This window comes from Microbacterium sp. NPDC089987 (assembly GCF_044748505.1).
GTDB lineage: Bacteria > Actinomycetota > Actinomycetes > Actinomycetales > Microbacteriaceae > Microbacterium.
Window position 1 is genome coordinate 746,683 of record NZ_JBIVGE010000001.1, and the last position, 18,975, is coordinate 765,657.

At 69.9% G+C, this 18,975-nt stretch carries 14 protein-coding genes and 1 tRNA gene; 13 read left to right on the forward strand and 2 right to left on the reverse strand.

All coding sequences use genetic code 11. The features are described 5' to 3' along the window. Window positions 1-20 precede the first annotated feature (20 nt). The 5 genes from ACIPV2_RS03430 (at window position 21) to ACIPV2_RS03450 (ending at window position 6,997) form a co-directional block, all read left to right on the forward strand. Entirely contained in the window at window positions 21-2,936 is a 2,916-nt protein-coding gene (locus tag ACIPV2_RS03430) for a UPF0182 family protein (protein ID WP_400838515.1), read from the forward strand. Between the two features lie 93 nt (window positions 2,937-3,029). Continuing rightward, window positions 3,030-3,103, forward strand: a tRNA-Met gene (locus ACIPV2_RS03435). A 160-nt stretch (window positions 3,104-3,263) separates the two neighbouring features. After that, complete coding sequence (locus tag ACIPV2_RS03440; RefSeq protein ID WP_400838517.1) at window positions 3,264-4,760, forward strand: glycoside hydrolase family 5 protein; 1,497 nt, start codon at window positions 3,264-3,266, stop codon at window positions 4,758-4,760. A 6-nt stretch (window positions 4,761-4,766) separates the two neighbouring features. Further along, the gene (locus ACIPV2_RS03445) at window positions 4,767-6,179 is read left to right on the forward strand and encodes an MFS transporter (RefSeq protein ID WP_400838520.1); all 1,413 of its coding nucleotides are present in this window, start codon (window positions 4,767-4,769) and stop codon (window positions 6,177-6,179) included. Between the two features lie 14 nt (window positions 6,180-6,193). Next, complete coding sequence (locus ACIPV2_RS03450) at window positions 6,194-6,997, forward strand: carbon-nitrogen hydrolase family protein (protein ID WP_400838523.1); 804 nt, start codon at window positions 6,194-6,196, stop codon at window positions 6,995-6,997. Window positions 6,998-7,027: 30 nt separating this feature from the next. On the opposite strand, the gene ACIPV2_RS03455 is transcribed toward ACIPV2_RS03450, so the two are convergent. After that, window positions 7,028-8,227 carry an aminotransferase class I/II-fold pyridoxal phosphate-dependent enzyme gene (locus tag ACIPV2_RS03455; RefSeq protein WP_400838526.1) on the reverse strand — a complete coding sequence of 400 codons (1,200 nt, stop codon included), beginning with the start codon at window positions 8,225-8,227 and terminating at the stop codon, window positions 7,028-7,030. Between the two features lie 97 nt (window positions 8,228-8,324). Here ACIPV2_RS03455 and ACIPV2_RS03460 point away from each other — a divergent pair, with 97 nt between their 5' ends. Genes ACIPV2_RS03460 through ACIPV2_RS03470 form a run of 3 tightly spaced genes read left to right on the forward strand, consistent with a single transcriptional unit; the run spans window position 8,325 to window position 12,648 of the window. Beyond that, complete coding sequence (locus ACIPV2_RS03460) at window positions 8,325-9,908, forward strand: trypsin-like peptidase domain-containing protein (protein ID WP_400838529.1); 1,584 nt, start codon at window positions 8,325-8,327, stop codon at window positions 9,906-9,908. Between the two features lie 53 nt (window positions 9,909-9,961). Next, window positions 9,962-11,215 (forward strand): CDP-glycerol glycerophosphotransferase family protein, encoded by a 1,254-nt coding sequence (locus ACIPV2_RS03465; protein ID WP_400838532.1) that lies wholly within the window; start codon window positions 9,962-9,964, stop codon window positions 11,213-11,215. Then, window positions 11,212-12,648 (forward strand): CDP-glycerol glycerophosphotransferase family protein, encoded by a 1,437-nt coding sequence (locus tag ACIPV2_RS03470; RefSeq protein ID WP_400838535.1) that lies wholly within the window; start codon window positions 11,212-11,214, stop codon window positions 12,646-12,648. Before ACIPV2_RS03465 ends, ACIPV2_RS03470 begins: the two co-directional genes overlap by 4 nt. Window positions 12,649-12,730: 82 nt before the next feature. Here ACIPV2_RS03470 and ACIPV2_RS03475 read toward each other — a convergent pair whose 3' ends face one another. Further along, window positions 12,731-13,750, reverse strand: coding sequence for a glycosyltransferase family 2 protein (locus ACIPV2_RS03475; protein ID WP_400839900.1), 1,020 nt, complete (start codon window positions 13,748-13,750; stop codon window positions 12,731-12,733). Between the two features lie 117 nt (window positions 13,751-13,867). On the opposite strand from ACIPV2_RS03475, the gene ACIPV2_RS03480 reads away from it, so the two are divergent. The 5 genes from ACIPV2_RS03480 to ACIPV2_RS03500 all read left to right on the forward strand — a co-directional run bounded on the left by ACIPV2_RS03480 (window position 13,868) and on the right by ACIPV2_RS03500 (window position 18,950). Next, window positions 13,868-15,091, forward strand: coding sequence for a hypothetical protein (locus tag ACIPV2_RS03480; RefSeq protein ID WP_400838538.1), 1,224 nt, complete (start codon window positions 13,868-13,870; stop codon window positions 15,089-15,091). Window positions 15,092-15,123: 32 nt separating this feature from the next. Beyond that, complete coding sequence (locus ACIPV2_RS03485; protein WP_400838541.1) at window positions 15,124-16,404, forward strand: CDP-glycerol glycerophosphotransferase family protein; 1,281 nt, start codon at window positions 15,124-15,126, stop codon at window positions 16,402-16,404. After that, window positions 16,404-17,162, forward strand: a complete 759-nt coding sequence (locus ACIPV2_RS03490; protein WP_400838544.1) for a biotin--[acetyl-CoA-carboxylase] ligase — start codon at window positions 16,404-16,406, stop codon at window positions 17,160-17,162. Before ACIPV2_RS03485 ends, ACIPV2_RS03490 begins: the two co-directional genes overlap by 1 nt. A gap of 57 nt (window positions 17,163-17,219) precedes the next feature. Continuing rightward, on the forward strand, window positions 17,220-17,765 hold the full coding sequence (locus ACIPV2_RS03495; protein ID WP_400838547.1) for a PH domain-containing protein: 546 nt from the start codon (window positions 17,220-17,222) through the stop codon (window positions 17,763-17,765). Between the two features lie 63 nt (window positions 17,766-17,828). Next, window positions 17,829-18,950, forward strand: coding sequence for a 5-(carboxyamino)imidazole ribonucleotide synthase (locus ACIPV2_RS03500; protein WP_400838551.1), 1,122 nt, complete (start codon window positions 17,829-17,831; stop codon window positions 18,948-18,950). Window positions 18,951-18,975 lie beyond the last annotated feature (25 nt).

The following is an 18,975-nucleotide window of genomic DNA, read 5'->3' on the forward strand; positions in this document are numbered from 1 at the left end:
CGCCTGCCTAGGATGGAACAGTGACCTCGACCTCAGCGCCGCAGCCGGCCACGCCCAGCACATCACGACGGATACTCGCGATCTCGGTGGCGATCATCGCCGCCATCATCGCGGCGTTCTTCGTGTTCTCCTCGCTCTACACCGAGTTCCTCTGGTTCGACCAGCTCGACTTCGCCTCGGTGCTGACCACCCAGTGGATCGCCACCGCCACGATGTTCGCCGTGGGGTTCCTCGGCATGGCGCTGCCGATCTTCCTGTGCATCCAGCTCGCGTACCGGCTGCGTCCGGTGTACGTGCGGCTGAGCTCGCAGCTCGATCGCTATCAGGAGGTCATCGAGCCGCTGCGCCGCCTCGCGATGTGGGGGATGCCCGTGTTCTTCGGCGTGTTCGCCGGCTTCGCCGCCGCGGGCAACTGGAAGACCGTGTGGCTGTGGGCGAACGGCGTGACCACCGACACCCTCGACCCGCAGTTCGGCGTCGACACCGGCTTCTACCTCTTCGCGATGCCGTTCTACTCGGCGCTGCTGGCCTTCGCATCGGCCGTGCTGCTGCTCTGCCTCGTGATCACGGCTCTGGTGTCGTACCTGTACGGCTCGGTGCGCATCGGCCAGCGCGAGCTGCGCATCTCCAAGCCCGCCCGCATCCAGCTCGCGGTGCTCGCCGGCGTGTACCTCGCGGTGCAGGCCGTGAGCCTCTGGCTCGACCGGTACCTCACGCTCGTGCAGCCCGAGGGCCGCATCACAGGTGCCGCCTACACCGGCGTCAACGCGACCATCCCCGGACTCGCCATCCTCTCGATCATCGCCGCCGTCGTGGCGGTGCTCTTCCTCGTCACGGCCGTGATCGGCCGCTGGCGCTTCCCGCTGGCAGCCACCGCGCTGTTCGTCGTCGCATCGCTCGTCGTCGGCATGGGCTACCCGTGGGTCGTGACCACCTTCCAGGTGAAGCCCAACGAGAACGCCTACCAGGCCGAGTTCTACGACCGCAGCATCGAGAGCACGAAGGAGGCGTACGGCGTCGCCGACATGGAGGTCACTCCGTTCGCTGCGACGACCGACACCGAGCCTGGGCAGCTGCGCGAGGACGCCGACACCACGGCATCCGTGCGCATCATGGACCCGTCGATCATCAGCCCGACGGTGCGCCAGCTGCAGCAGTACCGCTCGTACTACCAGTTCGCTCCCGAGCTCGACGTCGACCGCTATGAGATCGACGGCAAGTCGCAGGACACCGTCGTATCGGTGCGCGACCTCGACCTGACCAAGCTCGGCGGCGGCGACAGCTGGAACAACCGTGCGGCGGTCTACACCCACGGCTACGGCCTCGTCGCGCTCGCCGGAAACCAGCGCACCAGCGACGGCGAGCCCGTCTTCCTCGAGCAGGGCATCCCCACCTCGGGCTTCCTCACCGAGACCGAGAAGTTCGAGCCGCGCGTGTACTTCGGTGAGTCCTCGCCGGAGTATTCGATCGTCGGCGCGCCGAAGGACACCGACCCGGTCGAGATCGACTACCCGCGCGGCGAGGATGGCGCGAGCGACACCAAGACGACCTTCGACGGCGACGGCGGCCCGCGCATCGGCAACACGTTCGTGAAGCTGCTGTACGCGATGAAGTTCCAGTCCGAGCAGATCCTGTTCTCGAACCTGGTGAACTCCGAGTCGCAGATCCTCTACGAGCGCGACCCGAAGAAGCGCGTCGAGAAGGTCGCGCCCTACCTGACCCTCGACAACGACCCGTACCCCAGCGTCGTCGACGGTCGCATCGTCTGGATCGTCGACGGCTTCACCACGAGCGCCAGCTACCCGTACTCCAAGACCGTGAGCCTGCGGGATGCCATCGCGGACTCCCGCACCCCGGCATCCGTGGTGTCGTTCGACAACATCAACTACATCCGCAACTCGGTCAAGGCGACGGTCGACGCCTACGACGGCTCGGTGAAGCTGTACGCCTGGGACGACGAGGACCCGATCCTCAAGGCCTGGCAGAAGGTCTACCCGGCCACCGTCGAGCCGATCAGCGAGATGTCGGGCGACCTGATGAGCCACGTGCGCTACCCGACCGACCTGTTCAAGGTGCAGCGCGACGTGCTGGGGGTCTACCACATCGACGACGCACGCTCGTTCGCACAGGAGGACAACCGCTGGCAGACGCCGGACGACCCCCGCGCCAAGGACCGCCTGCAGCCGCCGTACTACCTGTCGATGAAGATGCCGGGCCAGGACGAGCCGCGCTTCTCGATGTTCTCCACCTTCATTCCCGCCGCGCAGCAGGGCGAGAGCCGCGAGGTGCTCATGGGCTACCTCGCCGTCGACTCGGATGCCGGCAGCAAGAAGGGCGAGAAGGCCGAGGGATACGGCAAGCTGCGGCTGCTGGAGATCGATACGAACACGACGGTGCCCGGCCCCGGTCAGGTGCAGAACACGTTCGACTCCGACACCGAGATCGCCAACAAGCTGAACGTGCTGACGCTCGGCAAGTCGGATGTGAAGTACGGCAACCTGCTGACCCTGCCGGTCGGCGGTGGCCTGCTGTACGTGCAGCCGGTCTTCGTGCAGTCGTCCGAGGGGACGAAGCTGCCGAACCTGCGCAAGGTGCTCGTCGCGTTCGGTGACCGCGTGGCCTTCGAGGACACGCTGACCGAAGCGCTCGACGTGCTCTTCGGCGGCGACGCCGGTGCCGCCGGCGGTGACGGCGACGTGGAACCCACCGATCCCGAGACACCAGCCGATCCGGATGCCCCCGCTGACCCCGACCAGGGCAGCACCCCGCCGACCGGCGAGGCCGCGACGGCGCTGGAAGAGGCTCGTGCCGCGCTTCAGGCCCGCGAGACGGCGCTCAAGTCCGGTGACCTCGAGCGGTTCGCCGCCGAGGACAAGAAGCTGACCGCCGCCATCGAGAAGCTGCTCGCCCTCGAGGACGGCGCGGCGACCGAATAAGGCAGTGCCGGCAGACGCGACACGCCCGTGTGCGTCTGCCGGCCGCCCTCGATTCGACCTCTCCCTGAAGCCGTGTTAGGCTATAAAACGTGCCGCGGGGTGGAGCAGTTCGGTAGCTCGCCGGGCTCATAACCCGGAGGTCGCAGGTTCAAATCCTGTCCCCGCAACAAGAGGAAAAGGCTCGGTCCGCAAGGACCGGGCCTTTTTCGTTGCCGCCGCGATCTCGCCTCTGGCTCGCGGGGGGCGGACAGGCTAGCCTCCGAGCAGTGGGACAGCTGTCCCGCTCCTGTCTGAGCACGCGGACGACGAGGTCCGCCGGAGAGCGACATGACCGATGAGATCCGCATCCCCGTCCGCAGCGCCGTCGCGGAGGACCCCGCGCCGCGGCCCGGTCCGCCGCCGCTGCGCAGCGACGCAGCCCGACTCCGCGACGTGCACGGGCGTCATCGTGTGCTGCACGGCATCAACCTCGTGGCCAAAGGCGGCGGCAGCGAGATCGGCGACTTCACAGCGAGAGGCTTCCGCGGGGAATGGACGGCGGAGGACATCGCGGATCTCGCGGCGCGGGGATTCACCCTCGTGCGCCTGGGCGTGATCTGGGCGGCTGTCGAGCCGCGCCCCGGGGCGTACGACGAGGCCTACCTCGACTGGCTCGACGAGCAGCTCGACCTCATCCACGAGGCCGGCATGCTCGCGGTCCTCGACGCGCACCAGGATCTCTACTCTCAGCGCTTCGGTGACGGTGCGCCGCACTGGGCGACCCTCACCGCACAGGAATTCGAGCCCAGCGAGCTGTGGAGCGATGCCTACCTGTCCAGCGCCGCGGTGCACGAGGCTCTGGACGCATTCTGGCGCAACGCGTCGGGGCCTGGCGGTGTCGGGCTGCAGGAGCGCTTCGCCGCCATGTGGGCACACGTGGCCGCGCGACTGGGACGCCATCCCGCCGTCGCCGGTTACGACCTGCTCAACGAGCCCGCCCCGGGCAGCGCCGCTCCGCAGATCTTCGGTGCGCTCATCGGTGCTTTCGCCCAGGCGACCGGCCAGCAGCCGGAGCAGCTGCTGTCGGACTTCGCCGATCCCGAGGCGAAGCTGCGTCAGCTCGCGCACCTCGAGGACGAGGCGGTGCACCGAGCCGTGGGCGATGCCGTGCATCCGCTCGTCGCCGAGTTCGAGCAGCGCAGCGTCGCCCCGCTCATGGCGCGCGTCACCGACGCCGTGCGCACCGTCGATCCGCACGGGCTGATCCTGCGCGAGCACAGCTACTTCGCAAATCTCGGCATCCCGTCGGGCCAGCCCCCGCTCGACGACCCCGGCGAGGTGTACTCACCGCACGGGTACGACCTGACCGTCGACACTCCGGCGATAAGCCTGTCGAGCGACATCCGAGCGGCGACCATCTTCGCCCGCCACGCCGAGACGGCTGAGCGCCTCGGCGTGCCCGTGATCGTCGGCGAGTGGGGCGCCTTGGATCTGGGCACGGGTGTGGCGAGTCATGCCACAGCGCTGCAGGATCTCTTCGATGAGCGCGGCTGGTCGTGGACGTACTGGTGCTGGCAGGAGGGCTTCGCGGGCTCCGAGGCGGCGGGAGCACTGACCAGGCCGCGTCCGGTCGCCTTCGCCGGTGACGGACTGCGATGGCGGGTCGACGGCGGCGCGCTGCATGCTCGATGGCAGGGCGCGGAGACCGGTGCTCCGTCGGTGTTCTTCGCGCCCGCCGGAGAGCCGCGGGCCACGTGCGACGGGCGAGCGGTGCAGGCCGAGCGCGACGGCCTCTGGGTCACCGTTCCCGCAGGGATCGGCGAGTACGAACTGACAGTGGGGTAGCGCGCGATGGCCCTCACCTTCCGTCAGAAGGCGCTGCTGTCGACGCCCCTGCCGGCGACGTGGATGTCGAACGTGGTCATCCACAACGTGTACGTGAAGTTCTACACCGACGTCATCGGCCTCGATCCGGCCTACGTGGGATGGGTCTATCTGGCCTTCAACATCTGGAACGTCATCAACGATCCGGTCTTCGGGGTCGTTCTGGACAAGATGCGCTACCGACCGGGCCGCGGCAAGTTCCTGCGGGTGATGCGCACGACGGTGCCGTTCATGCTGCTCGGGCTCATCGCTATGGCGTGGAGCGACCCGTCGTGGTCGCAGACGACTCTGCTGTGGGTGTTCCTCATCGAGCTGTTCCTGTTCGATGTCGCGTCGACTTTCTACCTCATCGCGACGACCAGCTACATCTATCTCGCCGCGCCCGCCCGTGAGGACCGCATCGACATCGAAGTCGGCAAGGCGTGGATCGGCAATGTCACCTCCGCGTTCGCCACCATCGTCGCAACGCAGCTGCTGGTCGGCGACACGGTCACCGAGCACACCACGATGGCCACGATCCTCATGGGCGTGGTCGCGCTGAACGGCGCGCTCTACCTCATCCCGGTGCTGCGGCTGAAGGACCCGCCCGAGCTGTACGAGCACGGCGACGCGGGGGAGCAGACCGTCACCTGGCGTCAATTGGCGGCGGATGCCCGCTCGATCCTGCGCATGCGCGCGTTCTGGGCGTGGTTCGCCTGGAGCGCCACGGCGCTCGCGCCCATGGGGATGTACTTCACAGCGTTCCTGTACTTCATGGATCACGTGATCCGCAGCTCCGGCACCGAGGCCACCATCATCGACGTGGGATCCATGGCCGTCGTGCTTCTGCTGCTGCCGCTGTTCGCCCGTGCCATCAAGCGCATCGGCAGTCGGACGAGCATCTTCATCGGCCTGCTCCCATACGTGCTGGGGCTGGCCGCCCTGCTCTTCGCCACGCAGTGGTGGCACGCGCTGCTGTGCTACATCGTGCTGATGAGCGGGCGGCACATCATGATGACCGCGGGCGCGCCGCTGGAGGCCGCGCTCGTCGATGAGAACGAGCGGAACACCGGCACGCGCAAGACCGGTTCGTTCGCCGCGCTGCGCGCACTGATGTCGGCGCCCCTGATCGGCAGCCAGACCGCGCTCTACCTGTGGTTGATCAGCGCCTTCGGGTACGACCAGAACGCGGAGGTGCAGTCCGAGAGCGCGCAGCTCGGCATCCGCCTCGCCACGGCCGCGGTGCCGATCGGGTTCGCCCTCGTCGGCGCCGTCGCCCTGCTCTTCCTGCCGTACACGCGCCGCGTCGAGGCCGAGCTCAGCGCATTCTCGCTCGAGCGAAGAGGTACCCGCACGGCCTTCACCGCACCCGAGAGCAGAGCGCTCGCACCCCGGGAGTGAGGGAGGATGGCAGCATGAGCGCAGCCACTCCTCTCGTCGCCGTGTGCCAGTTCGCTCCGGATGCCTCACCCGAGCGCAACCGGGAGCGGATCGGCGAGCTCGTCGCCTCGGCTGCACAGCGCGGCGCGGACCTCGTCGTGCTGCCGGAGTACTCGAACTACTTCACCCCGGAGATGGACGAGACCCTCGCGCAGCATGCGGAGAGCCTGGACGGCACGTTCGTCGACACCCTGCGCGCGCTGGCCGGTCAGCACGGCGTCGTCGTGGTCGCCGGGATGGTCGAGACGGCAGCATCGGGTCGCGTGCGAAACACCGTCGTCGCGGTGTCGGATGCCGGGGTGCAGGCGCTCTATCGCAAGCAGCACCTGTATGACGCGTTCGGGCAGCGGGAGTCGGACTGGATCGAGCCGGGCGAACTCGGCGACCCCGCCGTCTTCGACGCGTTCGGCATGAGGTTCGGACTGATGACCTGTTACGACCTGCGCTTCCCTGAGGTGGCGAGGACGCTGGTGGATGCCGGTGCGGATGCCCTGATCGTGCCCGCCGAGTGGGTACGCGGCCCGCTCAAGGAGCACCACTGGAACACGCTGCTCACCGCACGAGCCATCGAGAACACCGCGTACGTGATCGCGGCCGACCATCCGGCACCGGTCGGCGTGGGCTACACGCAGGTGATCGACCCGCAGGGCGTGGTCGTCGCAGGCGTCAGCGCGGGGGAGGGAGTGGGCGTGGCATCCCTCGACCCGGAGCTGATCGCGCGCACGCGCGAGACGAACCCGTCGCTGCGGCTGCGCCGCTACCGCGTCGTGCCGCGCTGACCGCGTGCGAACAGGAATCCGGCCCGCGCGTCAGCGCAATCCCGCCAGCCTCCGGCCGGCTTCCTCGAGCACGTCGACGCGCTTGCACGCGGCGAAGCGCACGAGGCCGGCATACTGCCCCTGATTCCCCGCCGTGACGAACGCGCTGATCGGAATCGCCGCGACCCCGACGCGCTCCGGCAGGGCACGACAGAACGCCGCGGCGTCCGCGCCGCCCAGCGCCGTGGCATCCGCGACGGTGAAGTAGCCGCCCTGCGGGGCGGACACGTCGAAGCCCGCCGCGCGCAGCGCGTCGCCGAGCAGCTCGTGCTTGCGCAGCATGGTCGCTGCCGCGCCGTCGAAGTATGCGTCGGGCAGCCGCAGCCCGACCGCGATCGCGGGCTGGAACGCCGAGCCGTTCACATAGGTGAGGAACTGCTTCACGGTCAGCACCGCGGTGATCAGAGCCGCAGGTCCGTGCACCCAGCCGATCTTCCACCCCGTGGTCGAGAACGTCTTGCCCGCCGAGGAGATCGTGAGCGTGCGCTCGGCAGCTCCCGGCAGCGTCGCGAGCGGCACGTGAGGTGCGTGGAAGGACAGATGCTCGTACACCTCGTCGGTCACGATCACCGCGTCGTGCAGGTTCGCCAGCCGCACGATCTCCGCCTGCACCTCGGGCGTGAACACGGTGCCGGTGGGATTGTGCGGGTCGTTGACGAGGATCATCCGGGTGTGATCGTTCACCACCGCGGCGAGTTCGTCGAGATCGGGCTGGAAGTCGGGCCGGCGGAGCGGCACAGTGCGCAGCCGGGCGCCAGCCAGCGCCACGGCGGCGGCATACGAGTCGTAGTAGGGCTCGAAGACGACGACCTCGTCGTCGGGGCCGTCGATCAGCGCGAGCAGGGTGGCGGTGAGCGCCTCGGTCGCTCCCGCCGTCACCAGGATCTCGGTGTCCGGATCGACCTCCAGTCCGTAGAAGCGGCGCTGGTGCTCGCTGATCGCGGTGAGCAGATCCGGGATGCCCCGGCCCGGCGGGTACTGGTTCGCGCCGCGCGCGATGGCATCCCTCGCCGCCTCCAGCACCTGAGCCGGACCATCCTCATCGGGAAAGCCCTGGCCGAGATTCACTGACCCGGTTCGCGCCGCTGCCGCCGACATCTCGGCGAAGATGGTGGGGGCGACCCGGCCGTCGGGAGAGAGCAGACCGGCTCCCGCAGCGGTGCGGCGCCAGGCTCCTGATATGACATCCATGCAGAACAGGCTAAGACCATAGGTGAATGTCATCGGCGGCATACGAAACGCACAGACTCGGTTGTCACTCTGATAGGGCATTGAGAAGGAGCAGAAGATGAACGACAACAGCACCCCCGACCAGCCCTCGAATCCCGAGGCCTCGGCTCCGACCCCGCCGTCGTCGGCGCCGGGTCAGCACGTGCCCTCGCACTTCGGCTCCGACCAGGCGCGGTGGCAGGCCCCCGCGTCACCGCAGCCTGGCGCCCCGTATGGCGTCCCGCCGCAGTCCGGTGGAACCTTCGGGCCCGCCGCCCAGCCCGGCGGCACGCAGCCCGCCGGCGCCCCGTACGGCGCTCCGCAGCACGGGATGCCTCAGCCGCCGCACCCGACGGGATCGCCGTCATCCGCCGAGCAGCCGACGCTCAGCCTCGACCCGACGCTGGTCGCCGCCCCTGCCGGATCCACCGGCCAGGCCGGCGTGCACGGCACCGAGCAGAGGAAGGGCGGCGGAGCCGTGAAGGTCGCCGGCCTCATCCTCGCCGCGGCGCTCGTCGGCGGGGTCGCCGGCTTCGGCGGCAGCGCCATCGGCACCGCCGTGTTCAACCAGCCTGCGTCGCAGTCGGAGACCGGACCGCAGAGCGTCACGGTCAACAACCCGGGCTCGGTCAACGAGACCACCGCCATCGCCACCGAGGTGCTGCCGTCGGTGGTGACGATCGAGGTCGCAGGATCCAGCGAGTCGGGCAGTGGATCGGGAGTGATCCTCGACAAGGAGGGCCACGTGCTGACCAACACGCACGTGGTCACCCTCGGCGGCGCGGTAGCCGACCCGTCCATCCGCGTCACGACCTCCGACGGCCGCATCTTCGAAGCGAGCGTCGTCGGCACCGATCCGGTGTACGACCTGGCTGTCATCAAGCTCGAGGGGGCGAAGGACCTCACACCGATCGAGATGGCCGATTCCAGCAAGCTCAACGTCGGCGACACCGCCGTCGCGGTGGGCGCACCCCTCGGCCTGTCGAACTCGGTCACCACGGGCATCGTCAGCGCGCTGAACCGCAGCATCGAGGTCGCCTCGTCGGCGCTCCCCGACAACTCGGAGCAGCCCGACAGCGAGGGTGAGCAGGGCGGCAGCGGCAACCCGTTCCAGTTCGACATCCCCGGCATGGGCCAGCAGCAGGCGAAGCAGTCGATCTCGATCGCCGTGATCCAGACCGACGCGGCCATCAACCCCGGCAACTCCGGCGGCGCGCTCGTCGACAGCAAGGGCAGCCTGATCGGCATCAACGTCGCGATCGCGACCGCCGGCGGCTCGTCGTCGTCGAGCGAGGCGGGATCCATCGGCCTCGGCTTCGCCATCCCCTCGAACATCGCCCAGCGCGTCGCCGAGGAGATCATCGCCGACGGCGCCGCCACGCACGGTCTGCTCGGCGCCACCGTGCGCGACGCGTCGAGTGTGAAGGGAGCGTCGGTCGCCGGTGCCGTGATCGACACCCCGACGGCGGGCGGTGCGGCAGCTGAGGCAGGCCTGCAGCGCGGAGACGTCGTCACCCGGTTCAACGGCGTGCCGATCACCGGCGCCAGCGACCTCACCGCCCAGGTGCGCGCGGCGGCCGCCGGCAGTGACGCGACGCTGAGCTACGTCCGCTCCGGCAAGACCTACGAGGCGAAGGTGACGCTCGGCGAGCTGAAGCTTTGAGCTCTGCCAGCCGACTCCCCGAGAAGGACGCCACCCCGCGATAGGCTCGCGAGGTGGCGTCCTTCTCATTCGGCTCCGGCAACGCGGCGAAGCTGCTCCGGATGCCGTTGTATGCCACAGGACGCGTCGCGGCGCTGCTGATCCCGCGCGGCGACAGATGGGTCTTCGGCTGCGGGGCTGGCGTCGGCGACGGAGCCCTCGCGATGTACCGCGTCGCGGCCGAGGCGGGGCACCGCGTGCTCTGGCTGGCGCGCTCGCCGCAGGATGCTGAGGACGCCAGAGCACTGGGCATCCGCACCGTCCTGCGTGACAGCGTCCGCGGCTGGTGGGCGACCACCCGCGCCGGCGTGATCGTCGTCACGCACGGACTGGGGGATGTGAACAGATACGGCAGCAGCGACGCGTTCGTCGTGCAGCTGTGGCACGGCATCCCGCTCAAGCGCATCGGACTCGACTCGCCGATCACGGCGCAGGTGCCGCCGGGGCTGCCGGGCGCCGCTGCGCTGCGTCGGCTGCTGACCGCGCTGTACCGCGGAGCGGCGCAGCGCATCCAGGTGCTGCCCGCCGCTTCCCATCGCTCGCGCGGACGACTGGAATCGGCCTTCGGCCTCGGCCACGACCGCGTCGTCGTGACGGGCGAGCCGCGGGTCGACGTGCTCTCGACCGGATCCGACCGGCAGCGGCGCGCGACCGCGACACAGCTGCTCACCCGCACGGGCCCGGTGCTCACCGGACAGCGCGTGCTGCTCTACGCCCCGACCTGGCGCGACGGCGCGCCAGACCCGGCGGTCCCGACCGCCGCACAGTGGGTCGAGATCGTCCGGCTGCTCGAGAAGCACGATGCCCTCCTGTTCATCCGGTCGCATCCGCTCGGCGCCGGCGCGTACGCGCCGCCGTGGTCGAGCGGACGGGTGCGGATGCTGAACTCCGACCTGCTCGCCGATGTCACACCGGCGCTGCCGCGGGTGGACGTGCTCATCACCGACTACTCGTCGATGGCCTATGACGTGGGCCTGCTGGCCATGCCGGTCGTGTACCTGGCATCGGATGCCGAGCAGTACGCCCACGAGCGCGGCTTCTACGGGCGATACTCCGACGTCGCGGGTGACGATCACGCGACCGACTGGCCGGGGGCTCTCGATCAGCTCGACGCGGTGCTGTCGGACGACACGGTCAGGGCAGAGCGCTCCGCGCGCTCGGCCGAACTCAGCGCGCACATGCACGCGCATCGCGACGGGCAGAACGCCCGCCGCGTGTACCAGGCCATCCGCGCGCGCGGCATCCCCGCGCCGAAGGGAGCACGATGACCACGGCTCGCATCGATGAGCAGACGCAGACGCTGATCATCTCCGGCGCCGGCGCCCGCCCGGCATCCGCTTCCCTGGTCGGGCCGCGCGCGCGCGTCTCCGCCCGGCTCACCGGCGGGGGGAAGACCTGGAAGGCGACGCTGCCGCTGCAGGCATCCCGCTGGGGAGGGGCCGCGCTGCCGCTGCCCGCCGGCTCGTACAAGCTGACGGTGGAGGGTGTCGATCTCGACGGCGTCGAGATCGAGCCGACGCTGCTGCCGGGCCTGCGCATCGAGGTGCGGGGCGCGGATGCCCTGATCGCGGCGCCCATCCCACCCATCTACGAGACGCCGGAGGGGCAGCGCACCCTCGAGCAGCGGTACGCCTCGCAGATCGGCGCCGGTGAGAACGCGGTCTTCTTCGAGAGCTTCTACGGCCAGACCGCCGGATGCAACCCGCGCGCGATCGACCGCGTGCTCGCCGAACGCGCGCCGGCCGTGACCAGGTACTGGAGCGTGACCGATCTGTCGGTGGAGGTGCCGGAGGGAGCGGTGCCGGTCGTCGAGGGCGGACCGGACTGGTGGCGCGCCCGCGCAGAGTCCCGCATCCTCGTCGTCAACGACTGGCTGCGACGACGGTTCGTGCGCAAGCCCGGCCAGATCGTGATGCAGACCTGGCACGGCACGCCTCTCAAGCGGCTCGCGCTGCACCGGCCCGGATTCGACCCGCGCCGGATGGCCGCGGTCATCAAGGAGTCCCGCCGGTGGGATGTGCTGCTCGCGCAGAACCCCTACGCCGCCCGCATCCTGAAGAAGGCCTACGCGTTCTTCGGCAAGCCGATCTGGGTCGAGGGCTACCCGCGCAACGACGTGCTCGTGAACGGCGACCCGGCTCCCGTCCGCGAGGCGCTGGGCATCGGGGCCGATGAGCGGGTCATCCTCTACGCACCCACGTGGCGCGACGACCGCTCGGAGATGGTCGACTTCGTCGACCCGCAGCTGCTCGCCGAGCAGACGGACTCGGTCGTGCTGGTGCGCGGCCACTCCCGCACCATCCGGCCGGGCCGCGATCATGCCGGGGCCAGGGTCATCGACGTCACCGGGTACCCGGAGACGGCCCGGCTGCTGCTCATCGCCGATGTGCTGGTCACCGACTACTCGTCGGTGATGTTCGACTTCAGCGTCACGGGCAGGCCGATGTTCTTCCTCGTGCCCGACCTCGAGCACTACCGCGGCGAGCTGCGCGGGTTCTACTTCGATCTGGCCGAGCGCGCGCCGGGGCCGCTCGTGCACAGCCAGGACGAGCTCGTCCGCGCGCTCGACGAGCCGGAGGTGCCCGAGGCCTACCGTGAGCGGTACGCCGCCTGGCGTTCGCAGTTCAACCGTCGCGACGACGGCCAGGCCGCGGACCGCGTCGTGTCGCGCATGCTCGATCAGGGGTGGCTCACGGCCTGAGCTCTCTCGGCCTCTGAGCCTCTCTGGGTCCCTGAGCCTCTCTGGGTCCCTGAGCCTGTCGAAGGGCGGACCCCACCGACAGTCAGGGCAGCGGCGTGTTGCGCGACCCGAGCCGGGACGCATCGACCGTGTCGCCCGCGCCGCGCAGCGCACCGCCGAGGAAGCCGACGCCCCACGAGAGGTGCATGGTCGGCAGCACGGCCATCGTCCACAGACGCCGGCGCATCCCGCCCGGGCTCACGAGGCCGACCCCGATGACCAGCAGAGCGTAGGCGAGGAGCGGCAGGTAGATCACCGACGCGATCATGGCCGCGATGCCGCGCAGCACGCCGACGAGCTGCAGGATGCCGACGAGCAGGGCCGTCGCGGTCACGATCACCAGGACGGGCGGAGCGAAGAAGCGCAGCCCGTTCCGGCGCCCGAAACGGCGCACCAGCTCCCCGCGCCATGCGCCGGTGGCACGGAACTGCCTGGCCAGCCGCGACCAGCTCTCGCGCGGCCAGTACGTGACCGACAGCGCCGGGTCGAACCAGACGAGGTGACCAGCCTGCCGGATCCGGAGGTTCAGCTCCCAGTCCTCGCCGCGACGGATGGTCTCGTCGAACAGGCCCACCTGCTCGATGACATCCCGGCGCATCACGCCGAGGTAAGCCGACTCGGCCTCGCCCTCGTGCTCGCTGCCGTGGTACGCGCCGCCGCCGAGGCCCACGGGAGAGTTGTACAGCCGCGCCACGGCGCTCTGGAACGGGGTGCGCCCATCGGCGCGCATGATCCCGCCGACGTTGGCCGCCCCGGTGCGCTGCAGCGTCTCGAGCGCGCGGCGCGCGTAGCCGGGGGAGAGCTCGGAATGCGCGTCGACACGGATGATCGTGGGGTGCCGGCTCGCCCGGATCGCGGCGTTCAAGCCCACCGGGATGTGCGCCGCGGGGTTGTCGACCAGGATGATGCGGGGGTCCTCATCGGCGAGGCGCCTGGCCAGCTCCGTCGTGCCGTCGTTGGACGGACCCAGGGCCAGCACCAGCTCGGCAGGACCGTCGATGTCCTGCTCCAGCACCGAGCGCACCGCGTGCTCGAGATAGTCGCGCTCGTTCAGAACCGGCATCACGAACGAGACGCCGGCGGAGGTGATCCTGTCGTCATCCTGCACGTGTCGATCATGTCATGCGCGTTCGGCGAGCCAGCACGGTCGATTCGGAGGTTGGCTCGATAGCGTCCCGGGATGGACGTTGTCCGAGACGTGAAGAAGGCGATCCGGCTGGTGCGGCGCGCCATGCGGGTGCGGGAGGCGCGGCGGAATGTGCGGGGCTTGCTCGCCGGCCGCTCGCCCCTGCCCACCCGGCGCTTCCGCATCGCGGTGTACTTCGCCGACACCGAGGTGAACATGTACCAGATGCGTCAGTGGTATCGCCCGCTGCAGCGGCTGGCCGACCGCCATCCCGTCGTCGTCCTCTCGCGCTCGCCGCGCGGGGCGGAGGCACTGCTGCGCGACGACGCTCTGCCCGTCGCCTTCGTGCCAGAAGTCGCCGACCTCGAGGCATTCCTCGCCGAGCAGGACATCCGCGTCGTGCTCTACGTGAATCAGAACACCCGCAACTTCCAGATGCTCCGGTACGGCCGGCGCATCCACGTGTTCATCAATCACGGCGAGTCCGACAAGGTCTACATGAGCAGCAATCAGTACAAGGCGTACGATCACGCCTTCATCGCCGGCGAGGCCGCGCGCGATCGTCTGGCCGATGCCCTCTGGGAGTACGACGTCGACCAGCGCACGAGCATGATCGGCCGGCCGCAGGCCGACCACTTCGCCGGTGACGTCCCGTTCGCGCCCGACGAGCGCACGGTCGTGCTCTACGCGCCGACCTGGGAGGGCGATCGGGCATCGATGGCGTACGGATCGGTGCGCACGCACGGCGTCGCCCTGGTCGAGGCTCTGCTCGCCACCGGCCGGCACCGGGTCATCTACCGTCCGCATCCGCGCACCGGTGTGGTGGATGCCGAGTACCGCGCCGCGAACGAGCGGATCATCGCGATGCTGTCGACGGCGAACGCCGCTGATCCCGCTGCGCACCACGTGTACGACGACGGTCCCGACATCGGCTGGCAGCTCACCGCCGCAGACGTCGCCGTGCTCGACGTCTCGGCCATGATCTACGACCGCCTCGCCACCGGGCGCCCGCTGCTCGTGACGCGCCCGGTGAGCGCAGAGGCGGAGATCGATGAGAGCGGCTACCTCTCGGCCTGTGAGTGGCTGAGCGCCACCGCCGCCCGGACCGGCGCGGTCGCCGAGATCGAGCGCGTGCGGGTCGACGTCGAGGCGATCGAGCGCCTGGGCCGCTGGTCGGCGCGCTACTTCGGCGACACCTCGCCGGGAGCGGCGACCGCGCGCTTCGAAGCCGCGATCGATCGGCTCTGGGACGCCGCCGCCGGGCATCCCGACGCCTGAAGGTGAGCACGACCGCCCGCTATCCTGGAGGGATGGGTGTGGTCTCCGACGGCAAGAAGGCGTATCGACTGCTGCAGAAGGCACTGACCTCCCGCTCGGCCGTGCAGCGGGTGCGCCGCCGCGTGATCGCGCAGGGACCCCACCCGCACCGTCACTACCGCATCGCGGTGTACTTCGCCGACGGCGCCGTCAACATGTACCAGATGCGCCAGTGGTACCGCCCCCTCGCCGAGCTCGCGAAGCGGTGGCCCGTCGTCGTGCTCTCCCGCAGCGCGACCGGAGCTGAGCGGCTGATCGAGGAGGACGCACCCCCGGTCGCCTTCGTGCCCACCGTGCGAGACCTCGAGCGGTTCATCGCCGAGCAGGACATCCGCATCGTGCTCTACGTGAACCAGAACACCCGCAACTTCCAGATGTTCCGCTACGGCAGGCGCTGGCACGTGTTCATCAACCACGGCGAGTCCGACAAGATGTACATGACCACGAACCAGTACAAGGCGTACGACTACGCCCTGATCGCAGGTCAGGCGGCCCGCGACCGGCTCAGCCGCACGCTGTGGGACTACGACCTCGCCACCCGCACGATCGAGATCGGCCGGCCGCAGGCCGACCACTACTCCGGAACCCTGCCGTACACGCCCGACGAGCGCATGGTCGTGCTGTACGCGCCGACCTGGGAGGGCGACCGCCCCTCGGCGCACTACGGCTCGATCGCATCGCACGGCGAGACCCTGGTCACCCAGCTTCTCGCCACGGGCCGCCATCGGGTGATCTACCGTCCGCATCCGCGCAGCGGCGTCGTGAGCGACGAGTACGGCGCGGCACACCGTCGCATCCTCGCCGCGATCGACGAGGCGAACACCGCCGGCCCCGGCGCGCAGCACGTGTACGACGACGGTCCGGAGCTCGGCTGGCAGCTGGCCGCCGCTGATGTCGCCGTCGTCGACATCTCGGCGATGGTCTACGACAGGCTCGCTGCGGGCAAGCCGCTGCTGATCACCCGCCCGGCCGACGAGCGCGCGTCCATCGACACGACCGGATACCTCTCGGCGTGCGAGTGGCTCACCGTCGACGGTGCTGCGCGCATCGTGGACGAGGTCGAGCGGGTCGCCGCCGACGATGAGGCGGTCGCGCGGCTGCGCACCTGGGTGCAGCACTACTTCGGCGACACCGCACCGGGAGTGGCGACCGAGAAGTTCCACGGCGCGATCGAGCAGCTCATGCTCAAGTGGGACGAGTGGCACGCCAGGGATGCCGGATCCGGGGCATCCGACGAGGACGGCGGCGACGGCGCCGACGAGGACGACGACTGATGCAGCTCTCGCGCACGCGTGCGCTGGCCGACCCGCTCATCGTGCTCGAGTCGTGCGGCTCGACCAATGCCGAGATGCGTGAGCGGCTCCACGGCGAGCGGCTCGGGCATCTGGCGGTCATCGTGACCGACGCGCAGACAGCCGGCCGCGGCCGGCTGGATCGCACGTGGACGACACCGGCGGGCTCTGCGCTCGCCGTCTCGGTGCTGCTGCGGGATCTGCCCGCAGATCCGGACGCGTGGGGCTGGCTCCCGCTGGCGGCGGGGGTGGCGATGGCGGATGCCGTGGCAGCCCAGCTCCCGGCACACGAGGTCGGGCTCAAGTGGCCCAACGACGTCCTCGTCGACGGACGCAAGATCTGCGGCATCCTCGCCGAGGTCACCCCGCACGGCGTGATCATCGGCAGCGGAGTGAACACCGCGATGACGTCCGAGCAGCTGCCGGTGTCGACGGCCACGTCGTTCGCCGCGCTCGGCGCGGCCGCTGACATCGATCGTCTGCTCTCGGATTATCTGATCGGGCTGCGCGACCTGGTCGCCGAGCTCGCCCGCCGGGGAGCTGCGGCATCCGGACTCCACCGCGAAGCCGAGAAGCGCTGTCTCAGCCTCGGTCGCGACGTCGAGGTGACCATGCCGCACGGCGCGACGCTGCGCGGTCGCGCCGTGGGCCTGCAGGCCGATGGATGCCTGATGGTCGATGTCGACGGCGTCGAGCGTGCCGTCGCGTCCGGTGATGTCGTGCACGCCCGGCTCGCCTGAGCCGACGCGCCCGGCGGGCCTTCCGCGTCCCCGTCCCTCCGCGGGCACAATGGAAGGGTGACCCAGCCCGTGACCCTCGGCGGCCGGCCGAACATGCCGCCCCCTGGTGCGCCCGCCGAAGAGCTGCTCGTCGCGCGTCTGCGCAGTCATGCGCGCCGGCTGTTCTGGTCGGCAGTGCTGCTCATCGCCACCGTCGGCGTCACGGCGTACCTCTACGACAACCTGCCCGCGCCCTACGAGAACTGGATGCTGCTCTCCGCAGCCGGCATCGTGGTGCTCCTGCTCGTGGTGATGCCGTTCCTGCACTGGATCTCGCGCACCTTCACGATCACCACGCGTCGCGTCATCGTGCGCGACGGCCTGGGCTCGCGTCGCCGCCGTGAGCTGTCGCACATGCGCGGCTACTCGATCAGCATCCGCCGGGGCCTGCTGCAGCGCCTGTGGGGCGCGGGGACCATCACGCTGAGCGACGGCGCCGACGAGCCGGTGCGGCTGGTGAATGTGCCCATGGCCAGCCTGGTGCACGAGGTGCTCGCCGATCAGGTCGAGGTGAATCAGATCCTCGCCCACCGCGATGCGCAGACGGCGAGCCGGGGGTACTGAGCGCCGATCGTTCTCCGCCCGCGACGGAGTACGCGAGAATGGAGACGACGAAAGGGGCGCTGCATGACCGTGCGCGTGGGTGTGATCGGCGGAGGACAGCTGGCTCGGATGATGATCGCCCCGGCGGTCGAACTCGGACTCGACATCCGGGTGCTCGCCGAGGACGAGGGGATGTCGGCGCAGCTGGCCGCGACCGCCGTCGGCGACTACCGCGACCTCGAGACGGTGCGCGCCTTCGCCCGCGACGTCGACGTCATCACCTTCGATCACGAGCACGTCCCGCAGGAGGTGCTCCGGGCGCTTGTCGCGGACGGCACGCAGGTGCATCCCGGCCCTGACGCACTGCAGTACGCGCAGGACAAACTGGTCATGCGCGCGCGTCTCGCCGAGCTCGACGTGCCTCAGCCCGACTGGGCGCCGGTGCATGACGCCGGCGAGCTGCAGCGGTTCATCGACGAGCACGGCGGGGGAGCGGTCGTGAAGACGCCGCGCGGCGGCTACGACGGCAAGGGCGTGCGCGTCGTGCGGTCCGGGTCAGAGGCAGCAGACTGGTTCGCCTCGGCCGGGGGCGAGGCTCTGCTCGCGGAGGAGCTGGTCTCGTTCCGTCGCGAGCTCGCCCAGCAGATCGCCCGCCGGCCCAGCGGCGAGACCGTCGCATACCCGGTCGTCGAGACCGTGCAGCGCGACGGCGTGTGCGCCGAGGTCATCGCGCCGGCCCCCGGCACCACCGAGCGCGTGGTCGAGCTCGCCGAGCAGATCGGTCGCCGGATCGCCGAGGGGATCGGAGTGACCGGGATGCTCGCCGTGGAGCTGTTCGAGACCGACGACGATCGCATCCTCGTCAACGAGCTGGCGATGCGTCCGCACAACAGCGGGCACTGGAGTCAGGACGGCGCGATCACCGGGCAGTTCGAGCAGCACCTGCGAGCGGTCGCCGACCTGCCCCTCGGTCGCACCGAGCCGCGTCAGCCGTGGACCGTGATGATCAACATCCTCGGCGGTCCCGCCGACGGCTCGCTCGCCGACCGCTTCGCTCCCGCGATGCAGGAGTATCCCGACGCGAAGATCCACACCTACGGCAAGGCTCCGCGTCCGGGCCGCAAGGTCGGGCACGTGAACGTCTCGGGCGACGACCTCGAAGACATCGTCTACACCGCCCGTGCGGCAGCCGCTCTGTTCGTCTGAGCGCGCGCGTGCCGCTGCCACCTTC